Below are 18,251 nucleotides of genomic sequence, written 5' to 3'. Positions count from 1 at the left end.
CCCTACTTCGCAGTCGTTGACAACTCTTTGACCATCTTTCCGTAGGTGAGCGGAGTCCGGACGGTTCTAAGCGACGAATCGAAAGCAGGTGGCAAGTCTCCGTCGGTAATCACCACTTTCTCGACGTCCGCTTCAAACGCAGGATCGATGGGTGTATGGCGGCCGGCGCCAATGCAGTTAATAAAGACGGTTGGCAACGTGAGTTTGCCGTCGCTTGGCATATCGGTCAGGGACAAATCCATACCACTGATCAATGCCTGCAGGAAGTCGTATTTACTGGTGGAGCCATTTCGATAGTAGGCCGTTGGCTCTGGTTTATCAGTCGCCAAATCGGGTTTCTTTTTAGTATCTTTGTCTCCGGAATTCTCCGCTTTAAAATCGATAATTGCCTTGGCATCACTTTGGGTTCGTTCGATAACTCGCCCGATGTCGGCAATGCCTAATCGCTCCAGCACGGAAGTTGGGGGAATCTCAACAAGGTCCCACGAATGCCAAGCGTTTGTCGAGAGCTGCCCGACAAAGATCGCGACCTTGACCAATTCCACTCGGATGCGCAACTCGTTGGATAGCTGAGACAGCAAATGGTAGGGCGTCAGGACATGCTGTAGCGGTTCGCTGGTTTCCGCAGGAACATTCCACTCGGTCAACAACCGGCTCATTATTTGAGCGTGCGTTTCAGGAAACACCGTCGCTTCTTGATCGGTCAACGCGAGGTCACCGTCGGAGCAACGCTTAATCAATTCCTGGTAATGTGCCGGGTAGAGTGTCCCCAAGACAACACGTCCAAGCGAGTGCATTATCCCCGTCAGAACCAAGTTCTCGCTTACTTTGCTGTGTTTGCCTTGTGCAACCAAATGTTCTATGGCCGCTCCGGCAGCGATGCTTTGACGCCACACAACTTGCATGTCCATCCATGGCAGCTTACGTGCTGTGAGCGCAGAGAGGGTTGCGGCCGCTAACGCCATTTCGCCAATTCGGCGTTGACCGATGCGAACGACCGCTTTTTCCATATCGGTCATCGGCTTACCCGATGGATTATAGAAACTGCTATTTGCGATCGAAAGAAATTCAGCCGCTAAGGCCGCGTCATGCTGAATTGCCGATCCCAGCGTCGCCGCGTCTGCATTACTACGAGTCATCTCGTAGACTTCGAATGCAGTCTTCGAAACTGGGAGGATTCGTGAGACAAGGGGAATTCGGCTTTCGATGTCAGCCATTGTCACGGAGGATTCAATTCCCCCTTCTGGAATTGCGTTCAAGACCGGATCTTCTGGATCGGTTTCGGTTTTCCCCTCGCTGGCACCGTCGATCCCTTTTCCGGCAACACCTGGATGGTCCTGTCGATACCTAACCATCGCTTTCGCTTTTGCTGCGAAGGCCGCATAGTTCGTCGGCTTATAGACGATGTCACTGACACCGCGCATGATCAGGTCTTTGGTAATCTTGGGGTTATCGACCACGGTGTGAACCACGATAACCGGGCAAGGGGTTCTCTCTAGAAGCTCGACGGCCAGTGCATGCCCATGCTTATTTGGCATGCATAGATCGGTGACCACCAAATCGTAAGAGCTTTCCTCTAGTTTGTTCAGCGCATCCACACCATCCAACGCGTAATCACAGCAAAAATCTTCTTGGATCAATGCGAACATTACGGCTTTTCTGGAAATCACCTCATCATCGACTACAAGCGCTCGAATACTCTCGTACATATGCCCCACCTCCCCCTCTTACGTTTTTGAATGCTGATTAAATGTTGACGAAATACTGCTTAGGCTACGACGCAACCGACCTTAGCTTCGTGAAGCAATGAACCGCGAACACTGGAATCATCGGCAGCGGTTTCGATTCCCGACGCAATTGAAATAAAGTCCTGTTCAATGTTAATGAACGCTTCCACCATTTCTGGATCAAAATGCGTACCTGCCCCCTCCAGAATGATTGACTTTGCACGCTCATGACTGAACGCATCTTTATAGACACGCTTCGACGTCAATGCGTCATAGACATCGGCGACAGCCATGATTCGGCCACAGAGCGGAATCTGTTCGGCTTTTAGGCCCTTCGGGTAGCCGCTGCCGTCCCATTTTTCATGGTGAGTCAAAATAATATCGAGAGCCATTTTGAGAAAAGGAAGGCCGGGAAAATTTTGCAGCATCGACTGAATAGCGTCCGCACCATACGTCGTATGCGACTTCATGATCTCGAACTCTTCTTCGGTCAACCGTCCTGGCTTGAGCAAAATGTCGTCTGGTATCGCTACCTTGCCAATGTCGTGCAGGGGGCTGGTTCGATAAATAAGATCAACAAAGTTATGGTCAGCCTCAACAGCGAATCGCGGATGTTTCGCGAGATACTCAGCAAGGACGCGGCAATAACACTGCACCCGTTCCAAATGAGATCCCGTCTCGGGGTCTCGCGTTTCAGCAAGTTTCGCCAGCGCGAAGATGGTCAGATTTGCTGGCTTCAGATTCAATGTACGGCGGCCGATGCCGACTCGCAGCAGCAACTCATGAGGATTGAATGGCTTCGTCAAATAGTCGTCGGCTCCCTCTTCGAAACCTCGAACCAAATCGGCCGACTGTTTTAAGCTGGATACGATAATGCAGTAGACGTATCGTCCACCGCTGGCTCTCCGCATGGCTTGGCAAAGTTCGATGCCACTCATATACGGCATCAGCCAATCCGTGACCACAATCTGAAAATTGTGTTGATGGAACAGCTCCAATGCAGCGCGACCATCGTTAGCCGACATGACATTGTAGCCGCCATTTTCTAGCGTCCGGCAGATCACTTTTCGGCAGATCGAATTATCGTCAACCACTAAAACATTCACGCAAGTACTCCTATTGGCTTCTTGCAAAATTTGCCCGTCGAAATCTAGCTTACTACTCCTGACATTGAGGCTATTTCTCGCTTCGCATTCGGCATTTCCCTCACAAACCGCTGTATTTCGTCATTGAGTTCGCGAACCAAATCATCCATATCCTCCAACAATCCAAGTTTGCTTTTTTCATCGATGGCGGATGCACACTTTCGTACACTTTCTGCCCCTAGAATCCCTGCGGATCCTTTAAGCGAGTGTGCTGATTCTCCAGCCGCTTCGAGGTTTCCTTCGGCTACCATCCGAGTGATTTCATCAAGCTGCTTGGGCAGGTCTTCTTCAAAATCAACAAGAAGTTCTAAGGCAAAAGCGGTATTGTTCATGCAACGCGCCAACAGCCCTTCCATGTCAGGCAACGGCGACTCGTCTGCGAGTGTCGATTCAGTGGCCCGGTGTTGGTGTGAACCTTCAGCAACCGGTGAAGAACCGGCAGTGCACAACATGTCGCTAATCATCTGCAACAATCGCTTTGGCGAGTACGGTTTACTGATGTATTCGTCCATGCCAGCTTCGAGGCACCGTTCACGATCCCCCTTAATCGCGTTTGCCGTCAGCGCGATGATTGGCGTATGACCTTTCATCCTGCCATCCTGTTCCATCCGTCGAATCGTTCGTGTTGCCTCTAAGCCATCCACTATCGGCATCTGGCAGTCCATCAATATCAAATCGTATCGCTGCGATCGGGCAGAGACGATCGCTTCTTTCCCGTTCACAACGCAATCGCACAAAAGCCCCGCTTGTTGCATGACTTCTCGGGCGAACAATTGGCTGATCGTGTTGTCCTCCGCTAGCAAAATCCGAAAACCGACAAGAGACTCCATCGGATCGGCTTCGGAACCCTGGCTTGCCGTCTGACTGGTATCCGTTCGCCCCGTGAGACATTCACTCAACGTATCTAACAGAGTCGACTGACTGAGCGGGGTATAAAGGATCGCATCAAACTGCTCCCCTTCTTCTCCGGAGGAAACTTTCCCGTGATCTCTGATCAGAAGCGTCTTGGTCGGCTGACAATCGGAAACCTTTTTCCGCAGTGACTTCATCGCCTTCGCTTCCCCTAACGAACGTTCGTCCGCGACAAAAAAGTCAAAGGGCTGCCCGCGATCGATCGCCAATTGAAGCAGCTTGTCCGCCTCTTCAGGCGAAGGTGCGACGTATACGGACATCGACCAATCGTGCAGCAGTTCGGTCAAATTTCCTGCAGCAGCTTGTGCGTCAAACAGCAGCAACGCGCGACGATTGCATAACTTCGGCCAAGACTTCACTTCGCTTAGAGAATCGCTTTGACAAGGAAGCTCGAACGCAAACACGGATCCGACCCCCAGTTCGCTTTTTGCCACCAGGTGACCGCCCATCCTTTCCACCAGATATTTACTGATAGAAAGGCCAAGCCCGGTTCCCCCTGTTTTTCTCGTCGTCGAACTATCTGCCTGTGTGAATGAATCGTAAACCTTGTCGATCTGGTCTTCACGGATGCCGACGCCAGTATCCGAAACCGTAAAGCGAACAAAGGGATTCTCTTTACTACCAACGATCGCGACTCGGACATTCACCTCGCCCGACTCAGTAAATTTGATCGCATTTCCAATCAGATTCACAAGAATTTGACGCAATCTTGTGAAGTCACCGGTAAGTCGCGCAGGGACCTCAGGCGAGACGTGGCTGAATAAGCCTAGCCCTTTTTCCTCGGCCAGAAACGCCATTGCATCAACGGTGTCTCCGATCAGCTGCAAACTTTCAAACTCTTCTTCGACGAGTTCAAGCTTGCCAGCTTCGATTTTCGAGAAATCAAGGATGTCATTGATCAGGCTTAACAGCAGACGCCCGCTATTTTGACAAGCATCCACAAATCGTCGTTGTCGCTGGTCCAGTTTCGTATTTCGCAGCAGTTCCGTCATCCCCGCCACACCGTTGAGCGGCGTACGGAGTTCGTGACTCATCGTCGCCAGAAAATCGGTTTTAGCCTGACTGGCACGTTCAGCATGCTCCTTTGCCATTCGCAGTGCTATCGCATGCTCTTTGTAATCTGAAATGTCACGCACAACCGCCACGAACCTGGCAGGTTCATCATCGGGATCAACGTATTGGAGGAAAACTTCTACCGGTATTTCCCTATCCTCATCGTCGCGATGAACACTCTCATACCGCAATGAAGAAAAATCTCCATCCACAAGAGGTTTGACAAAATCCCGAAACTCTTGCTCGTCATGCTTTCCTTCAAAATCGAACACTCGCTTTTCATACAATTCATTCGCGGGGCAACCAATTTGCATGATCGCTGCACGATTGACGTAGAAAACACGAAGCGTGTCGGGATGGTACATGAAGATGCAATCCGCAGTCACATCTAGAGTGGTCTTAAACTGCGACAGTTCACGCTGCTGATGCTTGTGTGCCGTTATATCAACGTGGGTGCCGACCATTCGAACCGGTTCGCCAGTTTCCTTGTGACGAACAACAAACCCACGTGTCAACACATCGACATAGCTTCCGTTCTTGTGCCGCATGCGGAGTTCGAAATCCAGTTTCTTATCTTCTCCGTTAATAATCTTTGCGACTTCCAGACGAACACGCTCTAAATCGTCAGGGTGAATAAGATCAAACGCCGCTCGGATATGAGGCTCCATTTCCGTCTTCTCATACCCCAGCATGCTCATCCATCGCATGGAGAAATAGGTCTCTCCCGTGATCAGATTCCAATCCCACAGGCCGTCCTGGCTTCCCTTCATTGCGAGTTCAAAACGCTCGCGAACCCGGTGCAAGGCCAACTTCGTACGGTTAAGCTCTCCCCAACGCAAAGCCGCTTCCTGCCACAACAGCACGATGCAAAACAGTAAAACGCCAATAGCTCCTCCGCTGAGTATTACCAAAGGGACCCGACTAAACTCCGGTTTCAGGGCGTTGTCATCGGCTGTCGCAAACCGAACGGCCAAATGCTGGCCTCCAAATTCCAGCGGCAGTTGAAAGACGCCACCAGGCTCTGCTTCGGAAAACTCTCGAGGCGTGTAGCTCACAGGTTCGACAGAAGACGACCGGCGATCCAATATTTCAAATTTCGCAATATTGCAGTCGGCTCGCTTGGCGCACCCGATATCTCTTAACAGATCTTCCACCTGATACTGACTGTGAACCCAACCCTGAATGGCTTCCCGCCGCTCGGCGAGGTTGGACAGGGGCATACCCGCACGATAGACAGGCACAAACATCACGACACCATCGTTTACTTTGCTGTCGTTCTGATCCAACGGCACCCTGCCGGACAAGGTCACTGCATTGAGGTCTCGTGCTTCAGCCATCGACTGGCGCAGCATCGGTTCAGAAAATAGATCAAATCCGATTTGGGATTCGGCACGCGGTGATGCTGGTTCAAGGTAAACGACAGGCGAATAGTCACTTCTTTCGCCTGCGGGCCAAATAGCGACATCCTTAAAACCCGCTTTCCTGATTTCGTCAATGTATTGGTCCAGTTTCTCATGCGACACCAAAGTGGAATAACCGACTCCGGTAACATCACTGTGATTTCCTCGCAAACGATGGCTGCCGATAAACGAACGCCATTCGGTTCGCGTCACATGCTGAGAAGCCCCAAAGAGGGCCGCCCCGCTGTACAAGAACTCAGCATGGTCTTCCAAGTGTTCGTGAATCTGTTCGCGGGTATCAAGGCACAACCTCTCAAAGCCAGCTCTTGCCCTATTCTGCTCGCCAACGCGAATGCGGTGGGCAGCGAACATGGTCAAAGCAAGCACCAACCCAGCCAACGACCAGGCTCGCCAGTTCCATATTCGAGTTCGCAAAAATGGGCTACGGATAGCTTGCGAAAAGGTCATTTATTGCCACATCCATAATTCAAAGGGTCTATCAAGTCAGCAGACTCGTCGTTAGACAATTCAGGTGATTTGTTGCGATGATCCAGTGCAATCAATCGGTATAACCGGCCAAATATTTACCCCAGCGGTCATTGCCTTTCGAAACCTAGGCCCCCTTTATAAGCACGCATTAGGAATCAATGAATATTTCGGGAAACAGCAACCTTCTTCAAATTTCCAGGAAATAGACCGTGAATCAGTGCTGGATCACGCCGTTAAAATCGGCAGACGGATGACCGGTAGGCAATCGCTCCGCTTCAGCCGCACGGCACTCGACCGTCACCACCCGAAAAAGGGGAAAGCTAGCGATCGGCTACAATCATCCACAGCGGACGGGGGCAGGCGTTGGCAACTTCGGTGGTGACGTGCTTGAGATGCCAAAGTTACCAAATAGCTTGCTCTGTTTCGCTAAGATTGGGTTCGTGCCAGTCGCTCGCGACTGTGGTTGCTGAATTTCTTGATTGCCGGATTCCATGTCTGCTGAAAACAAAAAGTCGCGTCCGATCGGACGACCTCGTGAATTTGATCGCGATCAAACGTTGCTTGCGATCGTCGAGGTGTTCTGGCGATTGGGTTACCACCAAACCAGCTTTCGGGAATTGGAAGAGGCCACGGGAGAGGGTCGCCAAAGCTTGGTGAATGCATTTGGCGACAAAGCGGCGATCTTTGAAAAGGCTCTCCAGTGCTACATCGACCAGCGTGTTGGCGAAGTGATTCAAATTCTTCGAGACGACGGCGAACCGCAGCGACGCATCGCTCGCGTTTGGAAACGATGGGAAGCCGACGCGAAAGCGGACGATCATCGCGGTTGTCTACTAATCAACACGGGTGGTGAAATTGGCCCGAAAAATGCGACTATCGCAAACATCATGGCGAAGTCGACCCAGCGAGTGGTGAACGAATTTGCCAAGGCGTACCAACAGGCGATGGACGCGGGACGGATAGCAACCAGTCCTTGCGCCTTGACGCTAGCTCGGCTTACCGTCGCTGCTGGCGATGGTGCGATCTTGCATGCTCGGGTCAGTGGCAACGCGACCGCTGTCCGGCAGTCGCAGGCTGCACTTTCCGAACTTATCTTCGGACAATGACAAGAGAGTTCGAAGGGCTGTCTGAATCGTGTGGATGAGCGACGGGGCCAACCCCGAATAATTCCGGCGGACGACACCGGTCGTTCCTCATCCTGTTATTGAACAACCGTTCAACAAGTCACCCGAAACGCAGTAGGGACCGAACGGCAGAGTGCCACTGATCGATTCGTGACCATGTCGGTCGCGCAGCGATCTTCGCCAATTCCGATTGTGCCGAAAATCCTTTTCACGGAGAGACTCATGAATTTTCAAGACTTTCGAAAACGCCAACAAACGACCTCGCTTGACGGTATCGTCGACGAACCTTTGACCGTTGCTTACACCGACGTCGGCGAAGGCGAACCGCTTTTACTGCTGCACGGCATCCCCACCTGGTCGTTTCTCTTTCACGACGTGATTGACAAGCTGGCAGAAAACTACCGAGTCATTGCCCCCGACATGATTGGTTATGGGTTTTCCGATCGGCGTGACCAGTTTGACCGGTCGATTGAATTCCAAGCCGACTTTGTCGAACGATTCCTCGAGCATATGAACGTCCCGAGCGCTCATTTTGTGGCTCATGACATTGGCGGCGGCGTGGCCATGATTTTGGCGGACCGCAACCCCGATCTGGTTCGAACGATGGTCCTGTCGAACAGTGTGGCGTACGACAGTTGGCCGGTGGATGAGATGCTTGCGTTGGGACACCCACGCAACGCAAAATTGCAACCGGAAGAGATGACCGAAAAGCTGGTCGAGAGTTTTCAATTTGGTCTGTCGCGTCCAGAACGCCTAACGGAGGAATTCCAGGAAGGCATTATAGCGCCCTATCAGGACCGCGAGGGGATCGTCAGCTTGGTGCGCAATGCGGCCAGTTTGAACACGAACCACACGACGCCATTGACCGGCCGACTGGAAAAAATGCAGCAACCAACATTGCTACTGTGGGGTGAGGACGACCGCTGGCAACCGATTTCGACGGCCGAACGACTGGTGCAGGACCTGCCTAACGCGCAACTGCATCCGATGAAGAATTGCTCTCACTGGGTACCGCAAGACAATCCGGAAGAGTTCGCGGAAGCGACTCTTCAATTTTTACAATCGGCAACGGTCGCAGTGTGACCTCTTGCCCGCCCAGGCGAGCGGTGCAAACAGAGAGGGCCGGATGGAGCGGCAACGTACGCGGCTCCACCGGCCATCGCAGAGCGTTTCTCTGGGACTCGGCAGCGTAAAAGGAACGTGTGGCGATGGGCCCGTCGCTCGTTTGTTCCTTATCGCGATCCCTTGCTTGCCACAAGCCAATAGGCAAGAGCCTAGCTTTTGAAGCCTCTGATTGATACGATTTCTGGCGACACGTTGATCCTATCCGCTTCAAAAATTATCCCAATACTGCGCCGACGCACCTGAGTCGCAGACCTGCTGGCTACACGAATCATGAAGAAACACGAATGGCGTGAGAACACCGAAGCGGGAGAGACTCGCTTGGTCACCGCCACGCGGCATGCGGGCAAGTGGCAACTTCGGTACCGCCTGAAATCTGACGTCGAGTGGACTCAATTGCCAGTCATCCCGTTGGAAGATCTGGAATCACTGCATGAACTTATCTCGAATAAGTACCGACGCCATCGAGTGCCTTACGAGCACGTTTTGGAAATCGAAACCCTGATCGAAAAAGCAAAACAGAAGAAATAGCGCAGCGACCCATTGCTTGCGACACGATCATTCAGCGGTTCTCCGCAATCGCGTCGCCGTTCGCTGGGGGGCAGGGTTTGAAAGGGAAGCGTTGTCGTCCGAGGCAGGTGTGCGTCACTTTGCCACCAGCACCGATTCGTCCAGAGCGACTAAGCGTCTTTGCCGTTCGAGCCAGGGTGGCTGCCCGCGTCTTGCAAGCTAGCTCCGCAGTTAGCACAGAATTGATCGGTGGGCTGAATGGGTTCCAAGCATTTCGGGCAGGTGCTGGATGCTGGCGGAGGAGGCAAAGCCTGCGTTTCGTCACCATGGCGATTCATAAAGATCACTGCGACGATGACCGCGACCGTTGGGACCCCCAATACCATCACCGCCAACAGTCCAATGAACACCATCTCCACAACCCCGGGTGCACCCAAAGCAACAACCTCCAACAGCGAGAACTTAGTAAATATTTGTAAAAATGTAGGCCGGCGGCGTAACGATGAATCGAGTGACGTTGCGGACTTCTCCAATTATCCTTCACCCTCACTCTTGAAACAAGGGAACGGGTAATCCAGCATTCAACGCCCAACGCCAAACCGATCCTGACTACAACTGGTACTCATCAAGTGCCGCCCGTGTTGCGGCTACCAAAGGTTCACTGGTAACGGGATAGGTACTGGCCGCAACGCAGCTGGCAGGGTCGTCCCGAACGTCGCTGAAGGAGCCATGCAACTGGCGGCATCCGGTTGCCTCTATCAACGGAACGGCATTACTTGGGGTGATTCCCGCCCCGGCAAGTATCTCGATCCGGCCATCCGCAAGACTTTGCAGGCGAGCGATTTGCTGACGCCCCTCCCATGCGGTTTTGCATCCGCCGGACGTCAACACTCGAATCGTCCCAGAATCGATCAATTGCCGAAGGGTTTCCGATGGATCGGACACCACGTCCAACGCTCGATGAAAGATAAGGGGACACTCGCCGGTTTTTCGCCGGAGCTCCTGCCAAAATTCCAAATCGAATTTTCCATCCTCGCGCAGAGCGCCCGACACAATCCCGTCAGCACCCGCCGCTAAGAGCAACTGCGAATCTCGCAGTATCAAACTTCGCTCAACCTGGGTGTAGCGGAACCCCGCAGCACGAGGCCGGACCATAACGACAACAGGCACGGACACCGTGTACAGAACTTCCTCCAGCAGCGCAACGCTGGGGGTCAGCCCGCCCAATTCCATTGCGACGCACAGTTCCAGACGATCCGCTCCCCCTGCGCAGGCGGCAACGGCGTCTTCTACCGACGAAATACAAACTTCCAGCGTGATCGGATTCTTGACGGTCAATGTAGCCCCCGTAGGGTTCGTGCTATTTTGATTGCCAGGAAAGGGAACTGGCGAGGCGAATTTTAATGGTACCATCTGGTCGATGGACGATGAATCTCCGTGGGCAAGCACTCCGCTCCGTTCACCCTGCTTTTTGTCTCCATTTTGTAGGCGACGGTTCAACGCTCTCCTTTCATTGTCCTAAACGCATACGACCAAATCATTGGACACTCGGCGCGGGAATATTTTCAAACCCAGCGGGCGGCAGATCCTTGCCGGCGGCGTGATGGGCTGTCGATTTAATCGAAAGCGGGGTAAGACTGTAGCCTTTCGCTATGCGAACGTAGCTATAAGAGGGCGTTCTTTCGCCGAGCGAAAGGCGACATTGAATACGAGAAAGGAGAACCTTCGTTTGAACACGCCTATCGATAACGACCAAGCATTGCGGGCGACGATTTTTGCGACAGCGTTTCCTGCTGCAGGCAAAGAGCGACAGTGGGAGCAAGCGATTGGGGACCTGATTCGGACATCCATGTCCTTTGCTGGTCATCAGGGCTCGATCGTTTTGAAACCGGAGTCCGAAGATCAACCGCATTACCGCGTGATTACCCGATTCGATACCGTCGAAAACATGCGAAATTGGTATGATTCGGCGGAGCGACGCGAAAAAGTTTCGCACCTGGAACCGTTTCAACAACAGCCTGCAGAGATCCAACATCTGACCGGCTTTGAAACTTGGTTCACGGCTCCGGAATCGCTTGCATCCACACAAACTCCCCCCAAGTACAAGATGTTCGTGGTCGTCTGGATCGCAGTCTTTTGTACGGTCCTGCCACTAATTGCGACCCTTAAGCCGATGATGACCGCCTTGCCGCCGCTGATTGCCAACGCGACTTTGGCGGCGATCAGCGTGGGGTCGATGACCTGGGTGGTGCTGCCGGCGTTGACTTGGTGTTTTCGCGGTTGGTTGTATCCAAAGAAAAAAGTAGCATCATGAGTCCCATCATCGAACTGATTGTTTTTACCTGTATCGCAGGCGGTGCGATTCCGCTGGGTGGATTCCTCGCGTCGATCGAACACATAGGGTCGCGATGGCTGGAGGACGAATTCCGCCACACCGTGATCGCCTTTGGTGGGGGTGCGTTGATCTCGGCGGTCGCACTAGTGCTAATTCCTGAAAGCGTGAAAAAGATCGCAACCTGGGAAACGATCTCCGCTTTCGCCGCGGGGGGGTTAGCGTTTTGGGGACTTCAAACGTTGCTCAATCGAAGCAAGTCTTCCATGTCGCAGCTGGTCGCGATGCTCTCGGATTTCATCCCTGAAGTCATCGCACTGGGAGCCACGATCGCCACTGGCGAAGGAGGTGTGATGCTGCTGGCAGGATTGATCGCTCTACAAAACGTGCCCGAAGGATTTAACTCGTTTTGCGAACTGAACGAGGGAGGCATGGGGAAGGCAAAGATCCTCTCCTGGTTCGTCGCAGCTGCCCTGATGGGCCCCATTCTTGGGGCGGTCGGATTCTGGTTCCTTTTCGATTCACCAAGAATACTCGGGTGGATGCAAGTGTTTGCCGCATCAGGAATCCTGTACTTGGTTTTTGAAGATGTCGCCCCTCAAGCTAAACTGAAAAGCAAAAGCTTCCCCGCCTTGGGTGCCGTCGCCGGGTTCCTTCTCGGCCTAATCGGAAAACTGATGGAGGGTTAACCGGTGATCAGCTTCAACAAATCGCCGATCGTGCGATGAGCCTCTATCGGGTGACGCAGCGATTCGGTCGTACGGACTTCATAATGGTTCTTGCGACCAACTTTCTCACGCTGCAGAAACCCCTCCTTCTCTAAATCTTGCACGATTCGCTGCACCGCTCGCTCGGTGATCCCCACGCGACCGGCAACTTCACGCAGCACTAAATCGGGCTGAGCGTGCAAAACGATCAGCACGTGCGCGTGATTGGTAAGAAAAGTCCAGTGATTCGCCGTTGCCGTCTCAGCAGCGGAAGTACGCGTTTCGCTCATAAGGCCCTCGTCCGCCTAAACAGTGCATTCCGCAGGCTCCGTGCCTGCCCTCTCGCCAATAACTCAATGTAACACAGCAGATGCGAGAAAGTATTCGCGAAAATATTTTCGTGCTTCAAACAGGCGATTTACTAGCTTTTTCAACACTTTCGCCCTTTGGAGCTCAAGAATCCGGGCCAAAAGCACGAAAAGCTATTGGCGACACATTTGTCGTGCATTACATTTCGTGTGTCACCAATCGCGAAACAAGGGTCGCTCTTATGCCTGCATTCATTGCCGTACCGATCGTACTTCCCGCACTCGCTTTACTTGCCCTGGGCTTGATTCCTTCCCGCATCGCCAATCAGCGCGCTGGCCTGTTTCGACAGGCGGTCACGGGCTTGGTCGCTTGCCAATTGGTAATTGTAACCCTGATGGCGGTTTTCATCGCGTCCGGGATCTCACCGACGATCGCCGTCGAATTCAAACCGCTGCCAACGTTATTTGGAATCTATTACGACGGGGTCGCCGCCTTGATGCTGGCCATGGTCAGTGCGGTCGGGTGGGTTATCTGTCGATTTTCGATTCGGTACCTGGACGGTGAATCGGGTCAGGGACGTTACTTCCGGTGGACCGGATTCACGATCGGAGCGGTGTCGCTGCTAGTGGTTTCCGGAAACCTTCTGATGTTCTTCGGGTGCTGGGTAACGACCAGCCTTGGACTTCACCAATTATTGATGCATTACGGTCACCGGAGCGCAGCGCGTCGAGCTGCCTGGACCAAGTTTGCGATCAGCCGGCTGGGCGACGTCGCGTTGATGGGAGCGATCGCCCTGATCTACTCGCAGTTCAAGACACTGAATTTCTCTGAACTGTTCACCCTATCTAAATCGGTTGGTGATGCATCCCCGGCCATGATCTGGGCTGGAAGCCTGCTGGTCCTCGGGGCGATTACCAAGTCCGCACAGTTCCCGTTCCACACCTGGCTTCCACAGACAATGGAAACACCAACGCCTGTGTCGGCTTTAATGCACGCAGGGATCGTAAACGCTGGGGGATACCTCATTATCCGGACCAGTCCCTTGCTGCAGATGGCTCCTCTGGCACTGACGGGATTAGCAGTCGTCGGGGCCATCACCGCTTGCTTGGGTGCGGTCGTGATGCTGACCCAAACCAGCGTGAAAAAGCAACTTGCCTATTCAACGATCGCGCAAATGGGGTTCATGATGTTGCAGTGCGGCCTGGGCGCGTTCTCGGCGGCCATGCTGCACATCCTTGCCCATTCGCTGTACAAAGCACACGCGTTCTTAAACAGCGGCAACGTGATGGCCCAGCGCACCTCCACGCTGGCAACTTCCTCAGAAAGCCAACCGGTGCCGTGGCCCAAGCTGGCGTTTGCTTCATTGGCCATCGTTGCCTGCTTCGCACTCGCTATGGCAACTGTCGGAATCGACATCGCTGCCAAGCCGGGCGGATTAGTGCTCGGCGCTATCCTCTGCTTAGCCCTGACGCACTGGGTCAGCCAAGCAATCCGCATCAGCACCGACAGGATGCTTATCCGCGTCATCGCGACCGCAGCCATGATCTGTTTTGTGTATGCGATCGGATTCCTCGCAGTCGACAAAACGATCGCTGCCAGCCTACCGGAAGGTTCGGTTCCAACCATGGCGTGGTTATCAGGATCGATTATCGCCGCCGGTTTCGCGGGAATGTTCCTACTGCAGATGCGCCTTTCATCGCGTCAAACATCCCCGCTGTTGAACCGATTTTATGTCCATGCGACCAACGGTTTCTATCTTGAAAAGTGGGAGCAACGCGTCTTTGCCCCCTTGGCCAAAAACTAGTTCCCCAGCATCTCTTCATCGCTATCCGCCATTTTCTCTGTGAGTATTCCAATGACTTTACCGCAAGTTGAAGACCACATGATCCAATCGCTGCAAGAGATTCCAGCCCCCTATTCGACTCCCCACGTTCGTCGCCAAATCGATGACTTACTTGCGGAAGTCGCCGAAGCAGTCGCTCCGGTTTGGCCGCTAAAAGACTATGTCGCTGTCAATCCATATTCGGGAATCTCTTCACGTTCCTTCTTGGCCGGGCGATCGTTTTTACGACTGGTTTCAGACTGCGAAACCCTGATGCCGATCGAATACTACGCAGCGCAATACGAACAAGAGCAATTCACCGAAGAGAACATTGAATTAGCAATCACCGAACTTGAGCTGAATTCAACGGTCACGGCTTCGTCAATCGTGCAGGCTATTCTTATCGGCCAGACAAAATCGGAACCGCGGCAACGCTTGGTCCGAACCATGGCTGAGATCGTCGATGCTTACGCGTCGGAGAATTGGTCTAAAAAAATCGGTGACGAAATTTCAAAGGTTTGCGCCGCGCATTACGATGACGGGCAGGCGGTTTGGCAGAGTCCGTGGAAGGGATTGCCGTTGTTCCAAGCATGGCGATCGATGGCGATCATCGATCGAAATCCCGAGGCGAGTGGCCTGGAGAACTTCCGTGCCTTCGTGGCGAAAATGCCTCATACCGCAGACGCTGCAATCATCTGGCTGCTGAAGGAATTAGACGTTCCTGAATCGCTTTGGAAGTCGTTCTTGTTATGCCAAGCGTTCTCCAATCTGGGGTGGAGTGCGTGGACGAACTACCAATCGCAGTGGACCGACGCGGAGGCGGCTGACCACAACGACTTCGTTGGACTGCTTGCGATTCGGTTAGCCTACGACGTCGCCGTCAGCAAGAACTTTGGAATCCAAGTTGACTGGAATTCGATCTGCCAGAATGAATCCGCCAGCTTTGACGCTTCCATCGAAACGGAAACGACCTATCGATACGTTCTGCTTCGAGCAAGCGAAATCGCCTTCCGAGAACAACTGCTGGGCTCGCTATCAACCGACTCATCCGAACAGGATTCCACACAAGAAACCTTCGCTCAGATGGTTTTCTGTATCGATGTTCGCAGCGAGAGGATTCGATGCCAACTGGAATCACAATCCGCTGGGATTGAAACCTTTGGGTTTGCAGGATTTTTTGGAATGCCAATCGAATTCGTACCGATGGGCCAGACCTGCGGCGATTCCCATGTCCCGGTGTTGCTGGAACCCCAGTTTCAATTGCACGAGGGACTGCATGGAGCCTCCGCCGAAGCGGAAAAACATTCGTTGAAACAGCGAACCGACGCCCGCTCACGGCGAAGTCTTTGGAAGCACTTTCAAACGTCGGCTGTCGGTTGTTTCTCATTCGTAGAAACGCTTGGGTTGTTTTACGGATGGAAACTAATCGCTAATTCGGTCGGTTGGAATTTTGGAAAAACCAGCAGCAAATTTGATGGCGTCCCTGCACATGAACACGATCACTTAAAGCCCACGCTGAGGAGCCTCAAGTGCCAGGGCGTAACGGTCTCAGACCAAGTGGACCTCTGCGAATCAATGCTTACGAACCTTGGTCTAATTGGCAAATTTTCTAAGATCGTGGTTTTCTGCGGTCACGCCAGTCAAACAGAGAACAATCCGTTGGCGGCCGGCCTTGACTGTGGCGCTTGTGGTGGTCACTCCGGTGAACCGAACGCTCGACTGGCCGCGCTGTTGCTCAATCAATCAGACGTTCGCGAAGGTCTGGCCAGTCGCGGGATTTCGATTCCCGAGGAAACACATTTCCTCGCGGGACTGCACAACACGGCGACGGATCAGCTTACCTTTTTTGACCTGGATGACGTCCCCGCTTCGCACGAACAGGAACTTGCCCAGTTAATCGTTCATGCGAATGCCGCGGCCTGCCAAACCGGTTCGGAACGGGCAAAGACAACGGCCGGCGAAAGCTTGTCGAACTTGATGCGAAAAGCCACTGACTGGTCCGAGGTACGGCCTGAATGGGGACTGGCAGGAAACGCAGCTTTTGTCGCTGGCCCTCGATCGATGACCAAAAGTGCAAACCTGGAGGGTCGATCCTTCTTACATAGTTACGACCATAAGACCGACCCCGATGGAACCGTCTTGGAAATGATCATGACGGCACCGATGGTGGTCGCCCACTGGATCAACATGCAGTACTACGCTTCGACGGTCGACAACGATCATTTCGGCAGCGGCACCAAAACGGTTCACAATGTAGTGGGCCGGTTTGGAATTCTGTCGGGTAACAGTGGCGATTTAATGATCGGCTTACCCTGGCAGTCGCTGCACACCGGCCATGAATTGCAGCACTTACCGATGCGTCTGCAAAGTGTGATTGCGGCACCACGGGACGCGGTGGATCGAGTGATCAAGAAACATGAATTGCTTGGGAACCTAGTCGATAACGGATGGCTTCATCTGATCGTCATCGAAGACGGAATCCAATACCGGTATGGCGGCGATCATTGGCAGGTCTTGGGAGAAAAGCAACTTGCCGCATAACCTGTTCACCTTTGCGTAGCTCAATGATTCCCTTGCCGCGATGTGCGATTTGAATCGCACATCGCGGCCACATTACAGACGAAGGTCCCCGATGGCAAACTCGATTACCGCTTCAATGCAACGGACAACCGGTTCCACGACGCACCTCAAGCGTTTGGAATCCGAGAGCATTCACATCCTCCGCGAGGTTGCTGCCGAGTTCGATAACCCGGCGATCCTTTACTCGATTGGCAAAGACTCGTCGGTCATCCTGCACTTAGCGCGCAAGGCGTTCTTTCCCAGCAAACCACCGATGCCGCTTGTGCACATCGATTCGACGTGGGAGTTCCGCGAGGTCATCGAATTCCGCGAGCAATACGCGCGACGAGAACTGGGACTGAAGGTCATTGCCCATGTAAACGACCAAGGGGTGCGGGATGGCATCAATCCGTTCGACCATGGCCGCAACTACACAGACATCATGCGCACCCAACCTCTGAAAGCAGCGTTGAATTACTACAAATTTGACGCGGCCATCGGTGGAGGACGGCGTGACGAAGAGAAGTCACGGGCCAAAGAACGCGTTTTCTCCTTCCGAGACCCCAACCATCGCTGGGATCCGCGTAACCAACGCCCCGAATTGTGGAATCTGTTTAACACATGGAAGCACGCCGGCGAGAGTATGCGCGTCTTTCCGTTATCGAATTGGACTGAACTGGATGTTTGGCAGTACATCATGCTGGAGCAAGTACCGATTGTGCCGCTCTACTTTGCCAAAGAACGTGACGTGGTGCGGCGCGGCGAAGACCTGATCGTTGTCGACGATGAAAGGATGCGACTAGAGCCCGACGAAAGGCCGGAAAGAATGAAAGTCCGTTTCCGGACGCTTGGCTGCTATCCCGTAACCGGAGCGATTAAATCCAACGCGGAAACCATCGAAGACATTGTGGAGGAAATGCTGACCACTCGGATCTCGGAGCGGCAGGGAAGGGCGATCGACCGCGAGGAATCGGCGGCGATGGAACGCAAGAAAAGGGAAGGGTACTTTTAGACCGATTTGCCAAACGTCGCAACTAATT

At 53.2% G+C, this 18,251-nt stretch carries 14 protein-coding genes; 8 read left to right on the top strand and 6 right to left on the bottom strand.

What is annotated here, in order from left to right; genetic code table 11:
* Positions 1-2: 2 nt before the first annotated feature.
* From FF011L_RS01235 to FF011L_RS01225, 3 genes are read right to left on the bottom strand one after another with little or no spacing between them, the layout of a single operon-like run.
* Positions 3-1,709 (bottom strand): HDOD domain-containing protein, encoded by a 1,707-nt coding sequence (locus tag FF011L_RS01235; RefSeq protein ID WP_145349582.1) that lies wholly within the window; start codon positions 1,707-1,709, stop codon positions 3-5.
* A 59-nt stretch (positions 1,710-1,768) separates the two neighbouring features.
* Complete coding sequence (locus FF011L_RS01230) at positions 1,769-2,833, bottom strand: HD domain-containing phosphohydrolase (protein ID WP_145349581.1); 1,065 nt, start codon at positions 2,831-2,833, stop codon at positions 1,769-1,771.
* Positions 2,834-2,877: 44 nt separating this feature from the next.
* The gene (locus FF011L_RS01225; RefSeq protein ID WP_145349580.1) at positions 2,878-6,705 is read right to left on the bottom strand and encodes a CHASE domain-containing protein; all 3,828 of its coding nucleotides are present in this window, start codon (positions 6,703-6,705) and stop codon (positions 2,878-2,880) included.
* Between the two features lie 512 nt (positions 6,706-7,217).
* Between FF011L_RS01225 and FF011L_RS01220 the strand changes: the two genes are divergently transcribed.
* From FF011L_RS01220 to FF011L_RS01210, 3 genes are all read left to right on the top strand, one after another.
* A complete protein-coding gene (locus tag FF011L_RS01220) occupies positions 7,218-7,832 on the top strand; it encodes a TetR/AcrR family transcriptional regulator (protein ID WP_145349579.1) in 615 nt (204 codons plus the stop codon).
* Between the two features lie 240 nt (positions 7,833-8,072).
* A complete protein-coding gene (locus FF011L_RS01215) occupies positions 8,073-8,933 on the top strand; it encodes an alpha/beta fold hydrolase (RefSeq protein WP_218932927.1) in 861 nt (286 codons plus the stop codon).
* Positions 8,934-9,245: 312 nt separating this feature from the next.
* Positions 9,246-9,503: a hypothetical protein gene (locus tag FF011L_RS01210; protein WP_145349577.1), complete on the top strand. Its 258-nt coding sequence runs from the start codon at positions 9,246-9,248 to the stop codon at positions 9,501-9,503.
* A gap of 149 nt (positions 9,504-9,652) precedes the next feature.
* On the opposite strand, the gene FF011L_RS01205 is transcribed toward FF011L_RS01210, so the two are convergent.
* Positions 9,653-9,919, bottom strand: a complete 267-nt coding sequence (locus FF011L_RS01205) for a zinc-ribbon domain-containing protein (RefSeq protein ID WP_145349576.1) — start codon at positions 9,917-9,919, stop codon at positions 9,653-9,655.
* 172 nt (positions 9,920-10,091) lie between these two features.
* Positions 10,092-10,982 (bottom strand): copper homeostasis protein CutC, encoded by an 891-nt coding sequence (locus FF011L_RS01200; RefSeq protein ID WP_145349575.1) that lies wholly within the window; start codon positions 10,980-10,982, stop codon positions 10,092-10,094.
* A gap of 229 nt (positions 10,983-11,211) precedes the next feature.
* Between FF011L_RS01200 and FF011L_RS01195 the strand changes: the two genes are divergently transcribed.
* Both FF011L_RS01195 and FF011L_RS01190 read left to right on the top strand, forming a co-directional pair.
* Positions 11,212-11,796: an antibiotic biosynthesis monooxygenase gene (locus FF011L_RS01195; protein WP_145349574.1), complete on the top strand. Its 585-nt coding sequence runs from the start codon at positions 11,212-11,214 to the stop codon at positions 11,794-11,796.
* On the top strand, positions 11,793-12,503 hold the full coding sequence (locus tag FF011L_RS01190) for a ZIP family metal transporter (RefSeq protein ID WP_145349573.1): 711 nt from the start codon (positions 11,793-11,795) through the stop codon (positions 12,501-12,503). Before FF011L_RS01195 ends, FF011L_RS01190 begins: the two co-directional genes overlap by 4 nt.
* Here FF011L_RS01190 and FF011L_RS01185 read toward each other — a convergent pair.
* Positions 12,500-12,811: a helix-turn-helix transcriptional regulator gene (locus FF011L_RS01185; protein ID WP_145349572.1), complete on the bottom strand. Its 312-nt coding sequence runs from the start codon at positions 12,809-12,811 to the stop codon at positions 12,500-12,502. The two genes, FF011L_RS01190 and FF011L_RS01185, sit on opposite strands and share 4 nt — an antisense overlap.
* A 260-nt stretch (positions 12,812-13,071) precedes the next feature.
* Between FF011L_RS01185 and FF011L_RS01180 the strand changes: the two genes are divergently transcribed.
* The 3 genes from FF011L_RS01180 to cysD all read left to right on the top strand — a co-directional run bounded on the left by FF011L_RS01180 (position 13,072) and on the right by cysD (position 18,223).
* Positions 13,072-14,634 carry a proton-conducting transporter transmembrane domain-containing protein gene (locus tag FF011L_RS01180; protein ID WP_218932926.1) on the top strand — a complete coding sequence of 521 codons (1,563 nt, stop codon included), beginning with the start codon at positions 13,072-13,074 and terminating at the stop codon, positions 14,632-14,634.
* Positions 14,635-14,685: 51 nt separating this feature from the next.
* Complete coding sequence (locus tag FF011L_RS01175) at positions 14,686-17,193, top strand: YbcC family protein (protein ID WP_145349570.1); 2,508 nt, start codon at positions 14,686-14,688, stop codon at positions 17,191-17,193.
* Between the two features lie 91 nt (positions 17,194-17,284).
* Entirely contained in the window at positions 17,285-18,223 is a 939-nt protein-coding gene (gene cysD / locus FF011L_RS01170) for a sulfate adenylyltransferase subunit CysD (protein WP_246109655.1), read from the top strand.
* Positions 18,224-18,251 lie beyond the last annotated feature (28 nt).

This window comes from Roseimaritima multifibrata (assembly GCF_007741495.1).
Taxonomy (GTDB): Bacteria; Planctomycetota; Planctomycetia; order Pirellulales; family Pirellulaceae; genus Roseimaritima; species Roseimaritima multifibrata.
Note: the sequence above shows the minus strand (reverse complement) of the source record. Positions and strands in the feature narration are given on the sequence as shown.

Bases quoted from the DNA above. Each gene is read 5' to 3' on its own strand.
- FF011L_RS01175 (WP_145349570.1), top strand. From the start codon at position 14,686: ATGACTTTACCGCAAGTTGAAGACCACATGATCCAATCGCTGCAAGAG.
- FF011L_RS01225 (WP_145349580.1), bottom strand. From the start codon at position 6,705: ATGACCTTTTCGCAAGCTATCCGTAGCCCATTTTTGCGAACTCGAATA.
- FF011L_RS01180 (WP_218932926.1), top strand. From the start codon at position 13,072: ATGCCTGCATTCATTGCCGTACCGATCGTACTTCCCGCACTCGCTTTA.
- FF011L_RS01185 (WP_145349572.1), bottom strand. From the start codon at position 12,811: ATGAGCGAAACGCGTACTTCCGCTGCTGAGACGGCAACGGCGAATCAC.
- FF011L_RS01210 (WP_145349577.1), top strand. From the start codon at position 9,246: ATGAAGAAACACGAATGGCGTGAGAACACCGAAGCGGGAGAGACTCGC.
- FF011L_RS01215 (WP_218932927.1), top strand. From the start codon at position 8,073: ATGAATTTTCAAGACTTTCGAAAACGCCAACAAACGACCTCGCTTGAC.
- FF011L_RS01220 (WP_145349579.1), top strand. From the start codon at position 7,218: ATGTCTGCTGAAAACAAAAAGTCGCGTCCGATCGGACGACCTCGTGAA.
- cysD (WP_246109655.1), top strand. From the start codon at position 17,285: ATGGCAAACTCGATTACCGCTTCAATGCAACGGACAACCGGTTCCACG.
- FF011L_RS01190 (WP_145349573.1), top strand. From the start codon at position 11,793: ATGAGTCCCATCATCGAACTGATTGTTTTTACCTGTATCGCAGGCGGT.
- FF011L_RS01235 (WP_145349582.1), bottom strand. From the start codon at position 1,709: ATGTACGAGAGTATTCGAGCGCTTGTAGTCGATGATGAGGTGATTTCC.